The 16,820-nt window shown below is 36.4% G+C and carries 16 protein-coding genes; 10 read left to right on the top strand and 6 right to left on the bottom strand.

Going from position 1 to position 16,820, the window contains the following annotated elements:
• Positions 1 to 71 precede the first annotated feature (71 nt).
• From BLR11_RS00150 to BLR11_RS00140, 3 genes are read right to left on the bottom strand one after another with little or no spacing between them, the layout of a single operon-like run.
• Positions 72 to 302, bottom strand: coding sequence for a hypothetical protein (locus BLR11_RS00150; RefSeq protein WP_091647125.1), 231 nt, complete (start codon positions 300 to 302; stop codon positions 72 to 74).
• Positions 299 to 1,027 (bottom strand): metallophosphoesterase, encoded by a 729-nt coding sequence (locus BLR11_RS00145; protein WP_091647123.1) that lies wholly within the window; start codon positions 1,025 to 1,027, stop codon positions 299 to 301. Before BLR11_RS00145 ends, BLR11_RS00150 begins: the two co-directional genes overlap by 4 nt.
• A gap of 1 nt (position 1,028) precedes the next feature.
• Positions 1,029 to 1,808, bottom strand: a complete 780-nt coding sequence (locus BLR11_RS00140) for a DUF4931 domain-containing protein (RefSeq protein ID WP_091647121.1) — start codon at positions 1,806 to 1,808, stop codon at positions 1,029 to 1,031.
• Positions 1,809 to 1,955: 147 nt separating this feature from the next.
• Here BLR11_RS00140 and mutY point away from each other — a divergent pair, with 147 nt between their 5' ends.
• From mutY to BLR11_RS00125, 3 genes are all read left to right on the top strand, one after another.
• The gene (mutY, locus tag BLR11_RS00135) at positions 1,956 to 3,017 is read left to right on the top strand and encodes an A/G-specific adenine glycosylase (protein ID WP_091647120.1); all 1,062 of its coding nucleotides are present in this window, start codon (positions 1,956 to 1,958) and stop codon (positions 3,015 to 3,017) included.
• Positions 3,018 to 4,208 carry a metallophosphoesterase gene (locus BLR11_RS00130; protein WP_091647118.1) on the top strand — a complete coding sequence of 397 codons (1,191 nt, stop codon included), beginning with the start codon at positions 3,018 to 3,020 and terminating at the stop codon, positions 4,206 to 4,208. It abuts the gene before it with no gap.
• A 222-nt stretch (positions 4,209 to 4,430) separates the two neighbouring features.
• On the top strand, positions 4,431 to 5,687 hold the full coding sequence (locus BLR11_RS00125; RefSeq protein ID WP_091647116.1) for a Glu/Leu/Phe/Val dehydrogenase dimerization domain-containing protein: 1,257 nt from the start codon (positions 4,431 to 4,433) through the stop codon (positions 5,685 to 5,687).
• Positions 5,688 to 5,796: 109 nt separating this feature from the next.
• Here the strand turns inward: BLR11_RS00125 and BLR11_RS00120 are convergent, their stop codons facing one another.
• From BLR11_RS00120 to BLR11_RS00110, 3 genes are all read right to left on the bottom strand, one after another.
• Positions 5,797 to 6,225, bottom strand: coding sequence for a C-GCAxxG-C-C family protein (locus tag BLR11_RS00120; RefSeq protein WP_091647115.1), 429 nt, complete (start codon positions 6,223 to 6,225; stop codon positions 5,797 to 5,799).
• A gap of 85 nt (positions 6,226 to 6,310) precedes the next feature.
• Positions 6,311 to 7,261, bottom strand: a complete 951-nt coding sequence (locus tag BLR11_RS00115) for a DUF535 family protein (protein ID WP_091647113.1) — start codon at positions 7,259 to 7,261, stop codon at positions 6,311 to 6,313.
• A gap of 103 nt (positions 7,262 to 7,364) precedes the next feature.
• Positions 7,365 to 9,176: a phosphoethanolamine transferase gene (locus BLR11_RS00110; RefSeq protein WP_091647111.1), complete on the bottom strand. Its 1,812-nt coding sequence runs from the start codon at positions 9,174 to 9,176 to the stop codon at positions 7,365 to 7,367.
• Between the two features lie 242 nt (positions 9,177 to 9,418).
• On the opposite strand from BLR11_RS00110, the gene BLR11_RS00105 reads away from it, so the two are divergent.
• The 7 genes from BLR11_RS00105 to BLR11_RS00075 all read left to right on the top strand — a co-directional run bounded on the left by BLR11_RS00105 (position 9,419) and on the right by BLR11_RS00075 (position 16,784).
• A complete protein-coding gene (locus BLR11_RS00105) occupies positions 9,419 to 10,177 on the top strand; it encodes a glycosyltransferase family 2 protein (protein ID WP_091647110.1) in 759 nt (252 codons plus the stop codon).
• Positions 10,177 to 11,307 (top strand): hypothetical protein, encoded by a 1,131-nt coding sequence (locus BLR11_RS00100; RefSeq protein WP_091647108.1) that lies wholly within the window; start codon positions 10,177 to 10,179, stop codon positions 11,305 to 11,307. Before BLR11_RS00105 ends, BLR11_RS00100 begins: the two co-directional genes overlap by 1 nt.
• A gap of 17 nt (positions 11,308 to 11,324) precedes the next feature.
• Positions 11,325 to 12,260, top strand: a complete 936-nt coding sequence (locus tag BLR11_RS00095) for an alpha-1,2-fucosyltransferase (protein WP_091647106.1) — start codon at positions 11,325 to 11,327, stop codon at positions 12,258 to 12,260.
• A gap of 211 nt (positions 12,261 to 12,471) precedes the next feature.
• The gene (locus BLR11_RS00090) at positions 12,472 to 13,455 is read left to right on the top strand and encodes an O-antigen ligase family protein (protein ID WP_176762808.1); all 984 of its coding nucleotides are present in this window, start codon (positions 12,472 to 12,474) and stop codon (positions 13,453 to 13,455) included.
• 13 nt (positions 13,456 to 13,468) lie between these two features.
• Positions 13,469 to 14,443 carry a glycosyltransferase family 2 protein gene (locus BLR11_RS00085; RefSeq protein ID WP_091647104.1) on the top strand — a complete coding sequence of 325 codons (975 nt, stop codon included), beginning with the start codon at positions 13,469 to 13,471 and terminating at the stop codon, positions 14,441 to 14,443.
• An 87-nt stretch (positions 14,444 to 14,530) separates the two neighbouring features.
• The gene (gene wbaP, locus BLR11_RS00080; protein ID WP_342707164.1) at positions 14,531 to 16,003 is read left to right on the top strand and encodes an undecaprenyl-phosphate galactose phosphotransferase WbaP; all 1,473 of its coding nucleotides are present in this window, start codon (positions 14,531 to 14,533) and stop codon (positions 16,001 to 16,003) included.
• 1 nt (position 16,004) lies between these two features.
• Positions 16,005 to 16,784, top strand: coding sequence for a DUF4422 domain-containing protein (locus BLR11_RS00075; RefSeq protein WP_091647100.1), 780 nt, complete (start codon positions 16,005 to 16,007; stop codon positions 16,782 to 16,784).
• The last annotated feature ends 36 nt before the right edge of the window (positions 16,785 to 16,820 follow it).

Here is a 16,820-nt window from a genome sequence, read left to right as displayed (position 1 = left end):
TAGTAGTGGTAGGAGACAAGCTGTCATAAAAAAGCTCCTCTCGGCTAGAGGAGCTTTTTTCTTTAATTAAATTAAAATGATTTTTTTCCTAGTGTGGGGTGTATAGTTTTTTTTAATGATAAATGTTCTACTAAATACCCGGCTTCGTCCAGTGAAATGTCCTGCCGGCTGCCATTGCGTTCAAGAACGCACAGCGGAGATTCTGTACCTACTTCGCCGCCAGGCATATAGATATATTCTTTTGTATGAGGATCACCGAAAATAATACCGGCAAGAAGGTGTTTTTTAGCTATCTGACTCATTCTGCACCTCCCTTATCGTTTAACTGTATTTCTAAAAGCTTGCACTCTTGATAATCTGCTGAAACCAATTGCAGCAATGTTCCCTTATACATGCGTGGAAACATTGTGCGGGGTTTCATGCCATGTAAATGTCCAAATATACAGAGCGGCACCTTGTATTTTTCTAATAAGTCTGTAAAGCCGCTGGGGTTTACTAAATCACATACCGGCGGATAATGGAGAAGCAATAATTTTGTTTGGCATCCTAAGGTATCGGCTTTCTGTAATATTCGTTCAACGCGCAGCAACTCACGGCGATATGGTTTTGCATCCTTTTCCTCTCGATAATGGAGATCTCCGGGACAAATCCAGCCTCGTGTACCACAAACTGCGATAGTACCATTATCGACAGCAATACAATCATCTTGGATATAGGTCATGTTCCCATCACCTGAAAGCCTTGTTAATTTACTGACGCTTTCCCACCAGTAGTCGTGATTTCCGCGGATGATGATTTTTTTCCCCGGCAGTGCACGCACTTCATCAAGATCACACATCGCGTCAGAAAGATGAGTAGCCCAGGAAATATCTCCAGCTAGTAATACTACATCATCTTCGGTAACGCGATGCTGCCAATCTGTACAAATGCGGTCCCAATGATTTTCCCAGGCAGGACCGAAGATGTTCATCGGTTTTGTTGGCGGATGTCCTGATAAATGTAAATCTCCAATTGCAAATAAACGCATGTCAATCCTTTCTTTGTTTCAAAGCGTGATAGAGTTTCTGTATAAATTGCTGCAGGTGTTCTTGATTGGGTACTTGCGAAATCATATAACCTACATATAGCGGGTTTGTAAGAAAACGGGGAACCATTTTTATATATATACTATCGTCTTGCGGAAAATCATAAAAGAAAATATTATAGCTGTCATTATAACTGTAAAAGCAGTGCATAAGAAAAATTGCCGTCCGCTGCATATAATTCACTAAATCCGGCAGATGGCCGGGATCCTGAAGGTGTAAATTGATTTCATAAAAACCGATAATAGGATGGGAAGAAACAGTAATGTCGATGCCGTCTTCCGTGAGAACAGGCAAACCCGTAACATGATACGGCTTGATATCATCGTGATAGTTATAGTTTTCAAATCCAACGATTTGACTGTGAGGATGACTGATGGTACCCCCTGACATATATCCATGATTACGATAAAATACAACTGATTTAAACCGGCTCATGTTCTTTACTAACTGCCATTTTTCCAGACTGAATTGGATTAGTTTTATTGCATAGTCTAAGGTGTAATTGGAAAAATCTGCGTGGCATTGATCTGTTTCAATGATCAATGTTTGCCAGGTGTTTTTTAAAACTGGATATTTATTTTCCAGCCATATCATTGTTCCCTGACGGTCCATAACGTTTGTTAAATGTTCTACATCGCAAAAAGGACAATAATCCATGCTGTGATGCACGTTATCTGGTTTCGTTTTTCCTAAATCTAAATTGTATTCAATAATATGATCCATAGCAAATGCTCCTTTACTGTCTATTGTAGCATACCCCTTGCTTTTTTTGAATAAGTTAAACCATAATAAAACAACAAGCTTTTTTAGCAAGGGAAACAAATAACCCATGATAAAGATATAATTTTTATGATAAAAGAAAGGTTTATTATGACACAGAAAGATTTTGATAATAAAATATGGTATCCGGTTCTTCTCGATTGGTTTTCTGTACATCGACGTGCACTTCCTTGGCGTGAAAATCGGACGCCTTATACGGTGTGGGTATCGGAAATCATGCTGCAGCAGACAAAAGTAGAAGCGGTACGTCCTTATTATGATAGCTGGATGGAACGATTTCCTGATATAAAATCGTTGGCAGACGCTTCACAAGATGAAGTTTTGCGTCAATGGCAGGGATTAGGATATTATTCCCGGGCCCGCAATCTGCATGAAGCTGTTTGTGAAGTGCAATCTCAATATAAAGGGATTGTTCCTGATAATAAGGATGCTATTTTGAAGCTTAAAGGAATTGGCGAATATACGGCAGGAGCTATACTAAGCATTGCATATGGACAGCCGGAGGCGGCTGTAGATGGCAATGTGCTGCGTATCTTTTCCCGTTTATATAATATTGAGGAGAATATTCTTTCTGCAGCGGTAAAAAAGAAAATAACCGCGCTGGTTCAAGAACAGCTTCCCAAAGACGCACCGGGGGATTTTAATGAAGCTTTAATGGACTTAGGTGCATCTATTTGTATTCCTAAGCATCCTCGCTGTCAAGTTTGTCCGCTTATATCCTTTTGTTTGGCAAAAGCGACAGGAAAGGAAGCGCAGATTCCAATACGAACAGTTAAAAAAAACATTCCTATAGAGGAGATTCTGGTAGTTGTCATTGAACAGGATACTTCCTGGCTGCTTCATCGTCGTCCAGATACGGGGTTATTGGCATCTATGTGGGAATTTCCTAATGTTGAGGGGGAAGGGGCAGAAGGTCGCCGTAAACTTCAAGAGGTATTAGCTGACATCGGATATCAGATCAATTTTGAGGACACACCGCAAGGTACATTGCGCCATGTATTCTCTCATAAAATATGGCACATGACGGTTTTGAAAGGACGACTTGTTTCAGGAAATCTTAAGACGGAGGAGGAATGGCAGTGGTTGCCGAAGAACCGCTATACGGAAATACCGTGGGCTGGTCCGCATGGCAAAATTACTGCTTGGCAATAGATGAAAGGTCAATTTTTTATTACATTCATGGTAGGTATGTCCTGTATAGCTGTTTGTTCTATTCTGTTGTGGCAATATATACGTCGGCAAAGCAATAAGGCGGGAGCGTTATTTGGCGCAGCAGCTGTTAGTATGATTGCTATTGGAGAACTTTGGTTGTATGGGGCAGATTATATTACGATTTCGACATCATCGTGGTTTCCCTTTTTCTTTTATGGTGCAATGGCGTCTTTAAGCTGGCTTTTTATGTTTCTTCTGGCGTTTCCTGTGTTGCTTGCAGGAGCTATAGGATGTTTTATATATCGCTTGTTTCATGCCCATCCTTGTAGATCATCCAATCGTGTTTCTAAAGGCATGAGCCGTCGTACTTTTCTTAAAGGAATAGCTGCTGCAATTCCTGTTCTTGCTTTGGGGACATCGACAATAGGAATCTTTGATGGAGAACAAAATCTTGCTACGACTATACATAAACTGAGGTATCCTAGTTTGCCGAATCATCTTGCCGGATATCGCATCGGACAAATATCAGACACTCATATGGGGCTTTTTTTTAGTCCACAGCGGCTGCAGGAGGCTATAGAAGTTTTAGTGAAAGAAAAAGTAGACCGCGTAGTTTTAACTGGGGATCTTATTGACGAATTAACGTTGCTGCCTCAATGTCAAAATATTTTACGGGACGCTTGCAGAAAATTTCCCGATGGTATTGACTTTTGTTATGGTAATCACGAATATTATCGTGGAATAGAACGTATCACGGATATGTTGCAAAAAACGGGAGTGCGAATTCTCCGTAATAGTAATTATAAAGCTGCTGAAAATTTTTACATTGCTGGAACAGATTATTCATTTGCTCAAGGAGCGGAGAATTTTGCACAGCAGCGGGAAGAATATGTACAAAAGTCTTTGCAAGGTATTCCGGAAAATGCTTTTGTTGTTATGTTGGCACATCATTCGGCTTTTATTGATGAGGCTTTTCGGCATCATGTAAATTTGACTCTTTGCGGACATACGCATGGTGCTCAATTTGCGCCTATTGGGCCATTAGTCCAAATGATAGCATTTAAATATCTGCGAGGTTTATTTCAGTCAGGTGATGCATGCTATGGATATGTCAACAGGGGAACAGGACATTGGCTGCCTTTGCGGATAGCTTGCAGTCGTGAAGTAAGCATATTTGAACTAAATCGGTAAAACCATTTTTATTTACACCCTGTACATTGTATACAAATTTGTAATACTACATCGTAAGGTTTTTTTGAAATTGCTGTTTTTTCGCCATTTCTATACATCTATGATGACTTTAAATTATACATAAAATTCTTTAAAGTTTTAAGTTTGTTTAAAAAGTGGTATGATAAAAATAGAAAAATAAACAAGCGGTGTATATTTCAAATTTTATATGAGGTGATAATGATGACAACCTATGATCCGTATCAAAATATGCTTAATGTTTTAGATGAGGCTGCGGCCGTACTTAAGCTGCATAAGGATGAATATGCTTTTGTGCGGTATCCTGAACGGGAAATGACAGTGAGCCTGCCAATTCGTATGGATGATGGACATATTCAGGTTTTCGAGGGATATCGTGTACAACATAGTTCCGTACGCGGTCCGGCTAAAGGGGGAATACGGTATCATCCCTGTTCTAATGTTAATGAAACACGGGCCCTTGCTGGATGGATGACGATTAAATGTGCTGTTGCCGATATTCCTTATGGCGGGGCTAAAGGTGGGATACAAGTAAATCCGCAGCTTCTAAGCAATCGTGAGTTGGAACGGCTTACTCGTGAATATATATATAGAATATCCCCGATTATCGGAGAAGATACAGATGTTCCTGCTCCCGATGTAGGCACGAATGCGCAGATCATGGCATGGATAGTGGATGAATATAGTAAACTCACAGGAAAATATACACCCGGTGTGGTCACAGGCAAGCCAATTGAAATAGGTGGGTCTCTGGGACGGAATGAAGCTACCGGGCGAGGAATTATGTATACCTTGATGAGTTATTTGGAAACGGCAGGTAAGAACCCTTGTGATATTACTATGGCTGCACAGGGGTTCGGCAATGTGGGAAGCGTTGGCTGTTTGCTTATGAAACGGGCCGGCGTTAAAATCGTGGCAATCGGAGATGTGGGGCGCTCTCTTTATAATCCCAATGGAATAGATATTGAAAAGGCCTATGTGTATGCTAATTCACACGGACGTACTTTAAATGGGTATCAAGAAGAAGGCATGAAAGTCATTCCTAAGGAGGCTGTATTGCATCTGGATGTGGATGTTCTTTTTATGGCGGCCATGGAAAATCAACTAAATGATAAGACGATGAAGGATGTAAAGGCTAACATTATTCTTGAAGGTGCGAATGGACCGACAACAACAGAGGCTGATGCCTATTTCTATAAAAAGGGGATAGAAATCCTTCCTGATGTTATGACGAATGCCGGAGGTGTGGTGGGATCCTATTATGAATGGGTACAAAATCGCACCGGGCTGTATTGGTCGGAAGAAGAATATAATAAAAAACTTCATGACAACATGAAAAAAACATTTCAAACAGTATGGCAGATCAAGAGAAAATATCATGTTCCCGCTCGACTGGCATGTTATATTATAGCTTTGAATAGGATTGTAAAGGCTCAAAACTATCGTGGCTTTTTGGGATAAACGTATGATGTCCAGATATGAAAAACGCCGATCTTATACATTTTTTATAAGATCGGCGTTTTAATATATAAACAATGATAGTATTGGAATACTATTTCCAAAGATGAGTCTATTTTTTTAAATGTTTTTCTTCAATAAAATCGGAAACCATATCTGCTGCGGTTGCTGTGATTTTAATACATTGCTTTCGATATTCCGGTGTCCCGAAACTGAGTTTGTTTAATGCCCGGCAGCAGGTGGTTCCAAAATGCTTTTTGAAACGATCATGAAATTCATGGGTGTACTGATACATTTCCGGCAGTGGCTTTTCAGCAGGATCCAGACGTCCCACTAAAGACCCAATTACCAGACAGGCACCGCTCAATGCTCCGCAAACGCAGCCGGAACGACCTATGCCGCCGCCCATAACCGAAGCCATACGAATAGACTCATCGGGCAAGCGCAGGTTCATACTGTCGTTACACGCTTTAATAACCGATTCAACGCAATTATTTCCCTGCGTATGGTATTGTTCAGCTAATTCATATTCTTTTTTCATTTTTATGCCTCCTGAATATATTTTATGCAATACTGTAAGTACTGATAAAAACGGAAAAATATAACCTATTCGAGTAGTTACGAAATTATTGTTTACCAGTAATCTTATTTTTCATATATTTTTTAAGCGTCTTAGAAATTTCTACCTGAATTTGGTCCATTAATTCATATCGTCTGCGGTGATTCGCTCTTTTTGAAGGTTTCATTTCATTCATTTCCTTGCGATATTCTGATATCGGGATGTCGTAGAAGCGACTGTCTTTGCAATCAGCAGTGCCTCCGGCCTCTTGCCAAAAACAATCTAAGTCAACTTTGAGCTTGCGATCTAACCGAATATGGTTCATGGCATAATAGCCCTTATTTGTAACAGCGGTTATTTTTTTTGCATCTACTGTGACAGCCAGACAGCGAAGGCACCATAAAATAAGGTTTTTGGGACGATAACCGAAATATTTTTTTGTTAATTTTTTAATAAAATCAGACCCGCCGACCATACCTTGCAATGCTCCAATATGAATAGTCAAATCAGTATCGCCGAAGAAAAACATTAATTGATATACTCTGGTTCCGGCATTCCAGCCTGTATGTTTTTCATCTTCACTGCCATATACCAGTTCGATGGATAAACATCCTTCTTTTTGCTGGCCATCTGTGAAATTTAAATATAATATAAATGGTTTTTCATCTATTTCATCACGCCATAACGGAACTCGTTCACCGTGTACGTAGATTCGTTCCATCAAATCAGATTCAAATAATTTTTCCATCCAGAAAATATGTTGCTGCACGATTTTTGCCCGTTCTATGCAGGTGGAGTTTTTATAAAATATTTTTCGTACAGCTTGATCGACAAGCCAGGGACAATGCTCCATAATAAGGGTGCGTTTTGGATCAGATAAAAAGAAAGTTAGATGTTGCTCCATGACATGCCGATTTATAAAAGCACGTGCTAAAAAAGAATAATACCGCTTATTATCGCGCCAATCTTCACATTTATATACATCATGGCCTATTTGTCTTAATAATTGCCAATTCATTTGATCACTCCGCGTCGTTAAAATTTTTAAAATAAAATTGATTCATGTTATTTGTTCCGTATTACATATTACAGTATCTTTGGCAATAGAGCAAATGAATCGTTTAATTATTTATATCTTCCGTTAAATTTATTTTTCCCAATTCTGTCGTTAACATATCACGTGTATATTTATAATTTGTGCTGGACAAACTGTTTGTTTCATCATAATGATTACTTTTAATATGAAATACGCCGCACATAAGCTCATACATAAGATCATTGGTAAAATACGTGTCAGCATGATTTTGTAAAACAGATGAAGTTATGGGATACAGTTTGCAGTATTCTGGTGATAAGTAAAGAAACATAGGAATCCGTAATCCTTCAAAAGGCGCATAATCAGGATGACGCCTATGTTGGGGATCCGCACCATGATCGGAAAAATAAAGCATCGCCTGCAGGTTTAAATTATCTTTACCATACATGTATACTTGTTCTAAGAACCAATCGGTATAGGCAATGGAATTATCGTATTCTGTGACTGAATTACGTCCCGTTTCGGAGGGCCATTTAGTAAAATCTCTAGGATATCTGTTATCGTAACTGTCATGACTGCCCATAATGTGAATGACGACAAAATTATTTTCCTTAGGATCAATTCGTTTCAGATAAGGAAGTAAATCGCCATCGTATCGTTGATGATCGCTGTTTGCTAATTCATCCTCAATCCAAGCGGAATGATCTGCTGTCTTTGCTACTAGTGTGATGGGTGTATCTGCATTGCTGATAGTACCTTGATTACTAATCCAATAGGTTGTATAACCAGCCTTTTTAGCAATATCCAGCATCGTAATACATTGATTGAAATCTAAATTATTATATTGGTTTTTTTCCGTCAAGGCACGTTCTAATGCAGGTACTGTCTGCCCCCAACTAGTATAGGCATGCTTAAATAAGATAAAACCAGGCTGAGAAGACATGGTACGTAACCAAGGTGTTGTATCATGTCGGCTGTAGCCGTAGGCACTGCAATAATCTTTGGAGGCAGATTCTCCAATGACCATAATAATAGTACTTGGTTGTGAGAATTCCGGTGTTGTGGGAGTTACGATGAGAGTGTTGAAATTGTTTTTGTGATAGGCGTTGAATTTTTGGGCATTATCAAAATAATCTTGCGCATTGTGAAGGACATCCATAATACCTGTTTCTCTGAAAATTTGACAACTGTAAATCCCCGAAGCCAGTAATATAATAACAGAAATGAGAATCGTCTTTTTTATTGGTTTTACAGTATGGATTTTTACATAATTGCCCCACATAAATAAAAACAGCAAGATGATAAATAGGATTATTATCATAAGTATACCGCTGTATCCAACATTCTGCAGAATATATTCATGAGCTTCTAATGCATTTGTTTGCAGCATAGCCATACAAGCGGCTTCTGTAATGGGACTGTGATAATTAACAAAATAAATTATTTGCAGGACAGGCAGTACCATAAGCAGTGTATGTAACATACTAATAGTTAGAGTCGACATTCTGCGCTGTATGGTGGTAATAGAAAAAGTATGCAGCAGCAAACGCAGCGTGGTTGTAAATACAAATATGTAAGAAGCAAAGGAAATATCAAAATGGTTGTCAATAAAATTTGTGTTTTGGTGGAAGGTAATCCAATAACTCAGAGGATATACTACTGCCCATGCTAAAAAAACAACAATATGAGGACTGATTTTTTTCCAAGGGATTTTTGATTGCTGCCATAGTGAAAATACAATGCCTATGACCATTGCATTGGGAATATATCGCCGCATTTGCAGAAATAGTGTTTTGTATGGGAGTCCGACACTCATTGACAAGTAAAACCCATACATCAATATATAACTAATTATAGCAGCCATAATAAATGTAATTAAAAATTTATGTTTTTTCATTGAAAACACTCCTATTTACGAACTATGATAATTGTAACGTACTTATTAAAGGAAAACAAATACCATTTTGATATTCGCAAAATAATGTGGATTATATATATATTGTATATTATATATATATTATACAAGATATATATATACACACGCGGGGACTGCTAGAGAATTACTGTATCATATGCTATAATCTAAATAAATAATTCAGACCTGTATGTCAATGAAATTAGGTTATAAGGAGTCTTATTGTGAGTACATTATCCATACTTATCTTAACAAAAAATGAACAGGACAATATCGTTGATGTTATACGAAACGCGTTTCAATGTGCCGATGAAGTTATTATAATTGATTCTGGAAGCACGGATAATACCGTGAAGCTTGCTGAAAGAGAAGGGGCATCCGTGTGTTACCGTGCATGGGATGATGATTTTGCGGCACAGCGTAATTTTGGATTGATACAGACAACGGCGGATTGGGTTTTTTATCTTGATGCCGACGAACGATTAAGTTCTGAACTTATTGATGCAGTTCATAGAGCCGCGGCTCTGAATGATACAACTAAGCAATACAGTATACAGCGGAAATCAGTAGCTTTTGGTACAAAATTCGGACATGGCGTTTTGTATCCCGATTATGTGTCTCGCATGTTTCCGAGAACTGCCGTACATTGGGTTCACAAAATACATGAACATCCTGAATGCAAGTTAATAACAGAAACATTGCCGGGGCATATTGAACATTATACGTATAAAAACTGGCATCATTGGGAAGGAAAGTTGTGTCAATATACGACAATTTGGGCTGAAGAAGCTTTTAAAAGAGGAAAACGTACATCTCTTTCCGGTATATTTCTTCACAGCTTAGGTGGATTTTTTAAGATGTTTATTGTTCGAGCTGGATTTTTAGACGGTTGGATGGGAACGTATATGTGTTTTAACCATTTTTTTTATACCATGCTAAAGTATTTGAAACTATATGAATTGCAAAGAAAGAGTGATCTATAATGCGTGTAGCGATACTGGAAACAGTAAAAACTAATGGTGGATTTGAGCAGGAATTTGATCGTCTTATTATCAATGAATTAAAACGACAGGGCCATACGCCTATATTATATTTACCAGAAAATAGCAAACTTTCTATTGATTTTGATATTCCCATTGAATATATGAGTGGAGGTGAAATTGTTGACTATGAAGGAGCTGGAAAAATAAAGAAAATATGGTTGTCCATACAGCGTGAAAACAGAAGAGTTAAGTGGTTTGATTCGGCTTACAAAAAAGCTTGTAAAAAGGAAATAGATGCCATAGTATTAACGACAGCTACTTATCGATATCTGCGGTCTCTTCATAGAAGTAAATTGAAAGATAGCCCAATTCCTATTATTTTTATATTTTTGGGAGTTAATCCTCATGAAAAACCTAAATTTATCAGACAGGCACAAAAGTGTTTGAGTTATAGAAATATTAAACTGAAAATTACTACTTTGCGAGACGATTTTAAAGAATCAGCACTTTCTAATGTAGAATTAATAAAACCGCCTGTATTGGTTCCGGCAGAAATTAAAGTTAATAATCACTTGATGTACAAAGAACCTATTCGAATTGGTTTTTTTGGACATTATCGCAAAGGGGAGAAAGATATAGAAGGTATCATCAATGCGTTTGTAAAAAGTGGAATGACACATAAGGCCGAACTTATTATACAAGCAGCCCCTACTATGCCAGAGGATGCAGTAGATTTGGATCGTATTATGAATAAATACCAAAATAAGGCGGGTATTACTTTTATAAAAGGAAAACTTTATGGTCAAAAGTGGTATAGTATATTATCGAGTATGGATGTGTTGTTTTTGCCTTATAGTGATAAGCGATATTTATATAACTGGAGTGCGGTATATTTTAATGCACTTGGTTTATATAAGTCCGTATTGGTGACTAAATTTTTAAATCCCGAAATTCTTTCTGCATATGATGTAGGTATTGAAGTGGATTTACAGGATTTGAATCATATGTCTGTACAAATACACGATTTTTTAGAACAGTACGAAAAAAAAATACCCATTTATCAGAATAACCTTGATAGAGTAAATAGAGATTTTGGAACTGAAAATTTTCTATATAACATATTAAAATAATCAATGGGGTAAAAAAGATGATATACATTAAAATGCATGGGCGGCTGGGAAATCAATTTTTTCAATATGCTTTTGCCAGAACGTTGGCGGAACAGCGTCAAGACCAGATAACTATAGATTTTAGCAATATTGAGGAGGAATCTGTTATTGATCCGCATGGTGGATGGGAAAACTCCTTGCAGCACTATAATATTTCAAGGAATACTGTAATTGGATCAGTAATGTATACTAAGATGCAACGGTTAGCAGTTCTATTCCGGAAACATGGTTTTCGCATGTATCGGCAGTTTGATAAAGGATCGGATAACGAAGTACGATTTAATGAACAAATAATAGATAAATTGGCAAATTACGGGATACTCATAGCAAATGGGTTTCATGAGTATACTGATCTTCCGCTGGGAGACCTGATTCTTGACGGTTATTTTGAGTGTCCAAAATATTTTGCTGCCTTTGATACTATGATACGAAATGAATTTACTCCAAAATATGCGGTGCAGAATAAAAATAAAGTTTTATATGATAAAATTTGCTGCAGTGAGTCTGTTTGTGTTACGATACGGCGGGGGGATTTTATTTACAAGGCGGGTGTTGCGAAAGCGGCCAATCTATGCACAAAAGAATATTTTTATGCGGGAATTGAGTACATGTATCAGAAAATACGTGAACCACAACTTATTGTGTTTTCTGATGATATTTCATGGGTACAAGAAAATATGAAATTTCCGAAAGGAACGTTATACGAAAATGGGAGTGATCCTGTGTGGGAAAAAATGCAATTGATGTCTGCCTGTAAACACTTTGTTATTTCTAATAGTACGTTTAGCTGGTGGGCACAGTATTTAAGTACCTATAAAGGAAAAATAGTAGTTGCGCCTGATAAATGGAGGCGTGAGGGATACGATGGACATTCTCTCTATGATGAGAAATGGAAACTAATACCAGTGAAATAAGTAGGTGTATAATTTGAGAGAGTGTGCTGAAAAATATAAACTATATATACAGGTATTACCAGTATTGCTTTTGACAGTAGGGTGTGGGATTAACCAAGGATGGTTTTTTATATTATCATTTTTAAGCCATATTTTAGTATGCAGGCTATATGATTATCCTATATTAGGAAATATGTGGACTAGCTCTTTATATAGAAAATCTTGGCTTTTTATGATGGTTTTTATTGGTACTATGATTTTTTCATATTTTTTTAATCAGGGTGATATCAGTGAAATTGGTCACTATGTCGAACGGATGGCACCATTTTTGTTATTTGGCATTATTGCGAAGGATGATATAAATATACCAAAAATAGTATGGATAGGGTTAATTGTTTCTGTTATTTACATATGTTTTGATACGTTTATGCATCCTCATTATATTGAAGGACGGTTGATGGGAACCTTTTCATGGCCATTGGGACTGGCATCTGTATTAATTACGATGCTGCCATTTTTACTTTTTGGAATTATCATGTATGGGAAAGAAAATTTTTCTTTTTGTTGTATTTCTTTTATTGTATTTGTAGCAGGATGTCATATTATTGCCATGACAGGTACCCGCAGTGCTGTAATTGTTATGGCAGTTGTATTTTTTGGTATGTTGATACTAATCATTAAAGCGCAATATTGGAAATTATTGAAATTTGTTATTCCCATACTATTGATAGTTGGGTTTGGTGTAACTTGCTTTTCGTCAAATGTGTTGGAAACGCGTATGCACAATCAATTACAAAATGATGGACGAGTATATCTAATGCAAGTTTCTGAACAAATATTTAAAGAACACCCAGTGTTTGGCATTGGTACGAAAAAATGGGGAGAAGTGTATCATACTCGATTTGAATTGCCTGGAAGAGAAAAAAATATCCAATCGCCTCATAATATTTTTCTTCAGTCTGCTAATGAAAATGGCCTTATTGGACTCAGCGGTTTTTTGCTTTTATTGATTTTTCAATGGCATACAATGTTAAAATATGGCGTAATATCTATGGTGGATACGTTACGGAGATTAAATTGGATTGGTGGGATGCTGCTTTGTTTTTCAGCCATAATTGTTTACGGCTTTTTTGATTATGCGTTTTTTGGTCGATATGTAATGAATCTGTTTTGGTTTTACTGGGGACTAACAGTTTTTATTATTCAAAGAGGGTAACAGGTAAATACGTATGACAAAACTTAGTATAATTGTTCCTATATATAATGCGGAAAAATATTTAGAAGATACCATTAAGTCTATTTTGAGACAATCTTATTATGATTTTGAATTACTTCTTGTAGATGATGGTTCTACAGATAGCAGTTTGAAAATTTGCAACAAATTTTTGTTACAGGATGCTAGAATCAGAGTACTACATAAAGAAAATGGCGGCGTAAGTTCTGCTAGAAATAGTGGGTTAACAGAATCAATAGGACAATATATTGTTTTTGTAGATGCAGATGATTTAATTGAACCAGATATGTATCAGAATTTAATAGAAGCATTGGAACGAAGTCATGCGGATATTGCTATGTGTGGATTCGTTGCAGAAGTTATATATAAGCCTTCTGTTTATAATTTTAGTACAGTTCCTATAATTTGCAGACATCCATTAGAATTATTATTAAATGAAAAAGTGGGTACCGGGTGTATATGGAATAAAGTCTTTTGTAAAAATTTGATAAAGTCTGTCCGTTTTGATGAAACTATCGTTTATTCTGAAGATCAGCTTTTTATTACAGAAGTGTTAATGCAATGTAATACTGTGGTTGTACTTCCTCAAATTTTGTATCATTATATGCAGCATCCAAGTAGTTTATCTTGGCAGGATGGAAATTATGACATATGGAAAGGTAATTTTCGGGCTCGTAAACGAATCTATCAACTGATTCTTTCTCAAAAATCAGAAGAAGTTCTTCAAAAATACGCTTTTGAAGAATATGTTAAAGCAATATTTGCGCTTATTCGATACACGATTAAATATCGCGAAAAGGATGAATATTATCATATTATAAATCGATATGGCGTAATAATAAATAAATATTTGGACTCTGGAGCGGTATCCTATGGAAAATTTTGGGAATATAAAACGTATATAAAATCATATCGGATAGCATCGATAATTCATTACTACCCTAAATATTTAAAAAATATAAAACACTGAATTTAATGAATTCTTATTTATGCATATAATTTTATAGTATTAATATAACAGAAGTGAAATTTCATTTTTATTGAGAATAAAACACAAATGAAGGTGTGGCCTTTTATGTCTGCCTATAAATTACATAATGAAAATACTATTTCTATAAAAAACAAATATACGACAATTATATTACCGCTTGTTTTAATGCTAGGAGATTACTGTGCTATAGTATGTGCAGAATCATTAGCGTTTTACCTGCGGAATTTTTTTATACCCAACGGAGGAATCCTTCATATATCTTGGTTGAGTTGGTATGTCATATGCCCAGTTATATACGTTTTTTTTATGCAGGCTAATGGATTATATGTACGGCGAATACAATTTTGGCGTACGATTTCTTGTATATTTAATGCTAATGTATATGCGACAGCAACCATTATTGTTTTAATGTATGCGGCACAAATAGCCGGTACTACGTCACGATTGTTCTTGTTGTTTTTATGGGTATTTTCATTTTTTATTATTATATTATTTCGGTTTATTGTAAAAAAGATGCTAGAAAAGTTTTGTATATTGCAAATTCCGGTACTAGTTATGGGAGCAGGGAAAACGGCAGCCTTGATATTAGAATATTTTCAACATGATACGGGAATGGGACATCATCTTATCGGGTATCTGGAGGATCACGTGCCAAATCCTAAAGTTGCGTCCATGATGCCGCAGTTGGGAAAATTTCAGGATGCAGAACGTGTTATTAAAGAAACCGGTGTGCGCCATGTAATCGTAATTGCCCCTGGGCTTAATACGAATGCGGTGCAGGAAATTGTATATCGGTTGCAGCCGTTGGTAAAATCTATTTCTTTTGTGCCGGATATGGGGAATATGCCATTGGCTGTATTAGATATGGAAAGTTTTATTGATGGGCATATTGTTGCTTTCAGCGTGCGGAACAATTTGGCTCATTGGTATAATCGCTGGATTAAGCGTATTTTTGATATTGTTTGTACAATTGTAAATATGATTTGTTTATCACCGCTTCTTATGTTTATAGCCTTTTTTATTTATATAGATTCACCGGGGCCTGTGATTTTTAAGCATAAGAGAATAGGAAAAAATGGAAAGCTGTTTTCTTGTTATAAATTTCGTAGTATGTGTGTAAATGCTGATGAAAAGTTGCAGCAAGTATTAAAAAATAACCCCACAGCTCGTGTTGAATGGGAAAGGAATTTTAAATTAAAGAATGATCCACGAATTACACGAATAGGTATTTTTCTCCGAAAAACCAGTTTAGATGAACTGCCACAACTGTTTAATGTGCTAAAAGGAGAAATGAGCCTAGTTGGACCGAGACCTATTGTTCAAAAAGAGGTTTTGCGCTATGGCAAATATATAGAGGATTATTATATGGTTCGGCCAAGCATAACAGGAATGTGGCAGACTAGTGGACGAAGTGATATTGACTATAATGAACGCGTTCAAATGGATACATGGTATGTGCGAAATTGGAATGTATGGTTTGACGTAGTATTAATTTGGCGGACGATTAAAGTCGTAATTGGAGGAAAAGGGGCATACTAATGTGGATATAAAAATTTTTATAATGACTCATAAACAATATTGGATGCCTGACGATTCAATATACATTCCATTGCATGTAGGCGCAGAAGGAAAGGAAAACTTAGGATATATTAAAGATAATACAGGACATAGTATCTCTTTGAAAAATCCTAATTTTTGTGAATTGACAGGGTTATATTGGGTTTGGAAAAACGAGGGGGGAGATTATATAGGGCTGGTTCATTATAGAAGATATTTTACACGGAAAGAAGTACGGAATATAGAAAAAAAGAAAAAGCAAATAATGAGAGCATCTGATTGGAAAAAGTTATTACAAAATTACCCGGTTATTGTAGCGGACAGACGAAAATACTATATTGAGACTAATCGCTCTCATTATAATCATGCACACTGTCAAGAGGGATTAAGTATGACGGAACAAGTGATTGCGGAAATATGTCCGGATTATATACCTGCTTTTAAAAAAGTTATGAATCGTACATGGGCGCACATGTTTAATATGTTTGTAATGCGGCATGATTTATGTGATAAATATTGCCAGTGGCTTTTTAATATTTTATTTGAATTAGAAAAAAGAATAGATATTTCTAGTTATAATTCTTATGAAGCTAGAGTCTATGGATTCGTAAGCGAACTATTATTGGATGTTTGGTTAGAGAAAAATCAAATTGATTATAGAGAACAAAATGTATCTTTCATGGAAAAGCAGAATTGGTTAAAGAAAGGCAGCGATTTTTTATTGAGAAAATGGATAGGAAAGCAAATTGATATAGGTAGATAATTTTTTAAGTACCTTTTTAGAGTTCATAGTGTGCAA

It is taken from the genome of Megasphaera paucivorans (genome assembly GCF_900103535.1).
Lineage (GTDB): Bacteria > Bacillota > Negativicutes > Veillonellales > Megasphaeraceae > Megasphaera_A > Megasphaera_A paucivorans.
This window is presented reverse-complemented; position numbering and strand designations above follow the sequence as displayed.

Bases quoted from the DNA above. Each gene is read 5' to 3' on its own strand.
- BLR11_RS00150 (WP_091647125.1), bottom strand. From the start codon at position 302: ATGAGTCAGATAGCTAAAAAACACCTTCTTGCCGGTATTATTTTCGGT.
- BLR11_RS00145 (WP_091647123.1), bottom strand. From the start codon at position 1,027: ATGCGTTTATTTGCAATTGGAGATTTACATTTATCAGGACATCCGCCA.
- BLR11_RS00140 (WP_091647121.1), bottom strand. From the start codon at position 1,808: ATGGATCATATTATTGAATACAATTTAGATTTAGGAAAAACGAAACCA.
- mutY (WP_091647120.1), top strand. From the start codon at position 1,956: ATGACACAGAAAGATTTTGATAATAAAATATGGTATCCGGTTCTTCTC.
- BLR11_RS00130 (WP_091647118.1), top strand. From the start codon at position 3,018: ATGAAAGGTCAATTTTTTATTACATTCATGGTAGGTATGTCCTGTATA.
- BLR11_RS00125 (WP_091647116.1), top strand. From the start codon at position 4,431: ATGACAACCTATGATCCGTATCAAAATATGCTTAATGTTTTAGATGAG.
- BLR11_RS00120 (WP_091647115.1), bottom strand. From the start codon at position 6,225: ATGAAAAAAGAATATGAATTAGCTGAACAATACCATACGCAGGGAAAT.
- BLR11_RS00115 (WP_091647113.1), bottom strand. From the start codon at position 7,261: ATGAATTGGCAATTATTAAGACAAATAGGCCATGATGTATATAAATGT.
- BLR11_RS00110 (WP_091647111.1), bottom strand. From the start codon at position 9,176: ATGAAAAAACATAAATTTTTAATTACATTTATTATGGCTGCTATAATT.
- BLR11_RS00100 (WP_091647108.1), top strand. From the start codon at position 10,177: ATGCGTGTAGCGATACTGGAAACAGTAAAAACTAATGGTGGATTTGAG.
- BLR11_RS00095 (WP_091647106.1), top strand. From the start codon at position 11,325: ATGATATACATTAAAATGCATGGGCGGCTGGGAAATCAATTTTTTCAA.
- BLR11_RS00090 (WP_176762808.1), top strand. From the start codon at position 12,472: ATGATGGTTTTTATTGGTACTATGATTTTTTCATATTTTTTTAATCAG.
- BLR11_RS00085 (WP_091647104.1), top strand. From the start codon at position 13,469: ATGACAAAACTTAGTATAATTGTTCCTATATATAATGCGGAAAAATAT.
- wbaP (WP_342707164.1), top strand. From the start codon at position 14,531: ATGAAGGTGTGGCCTTTTATGTCTGCCTATAAATTACATAATGAAAAT.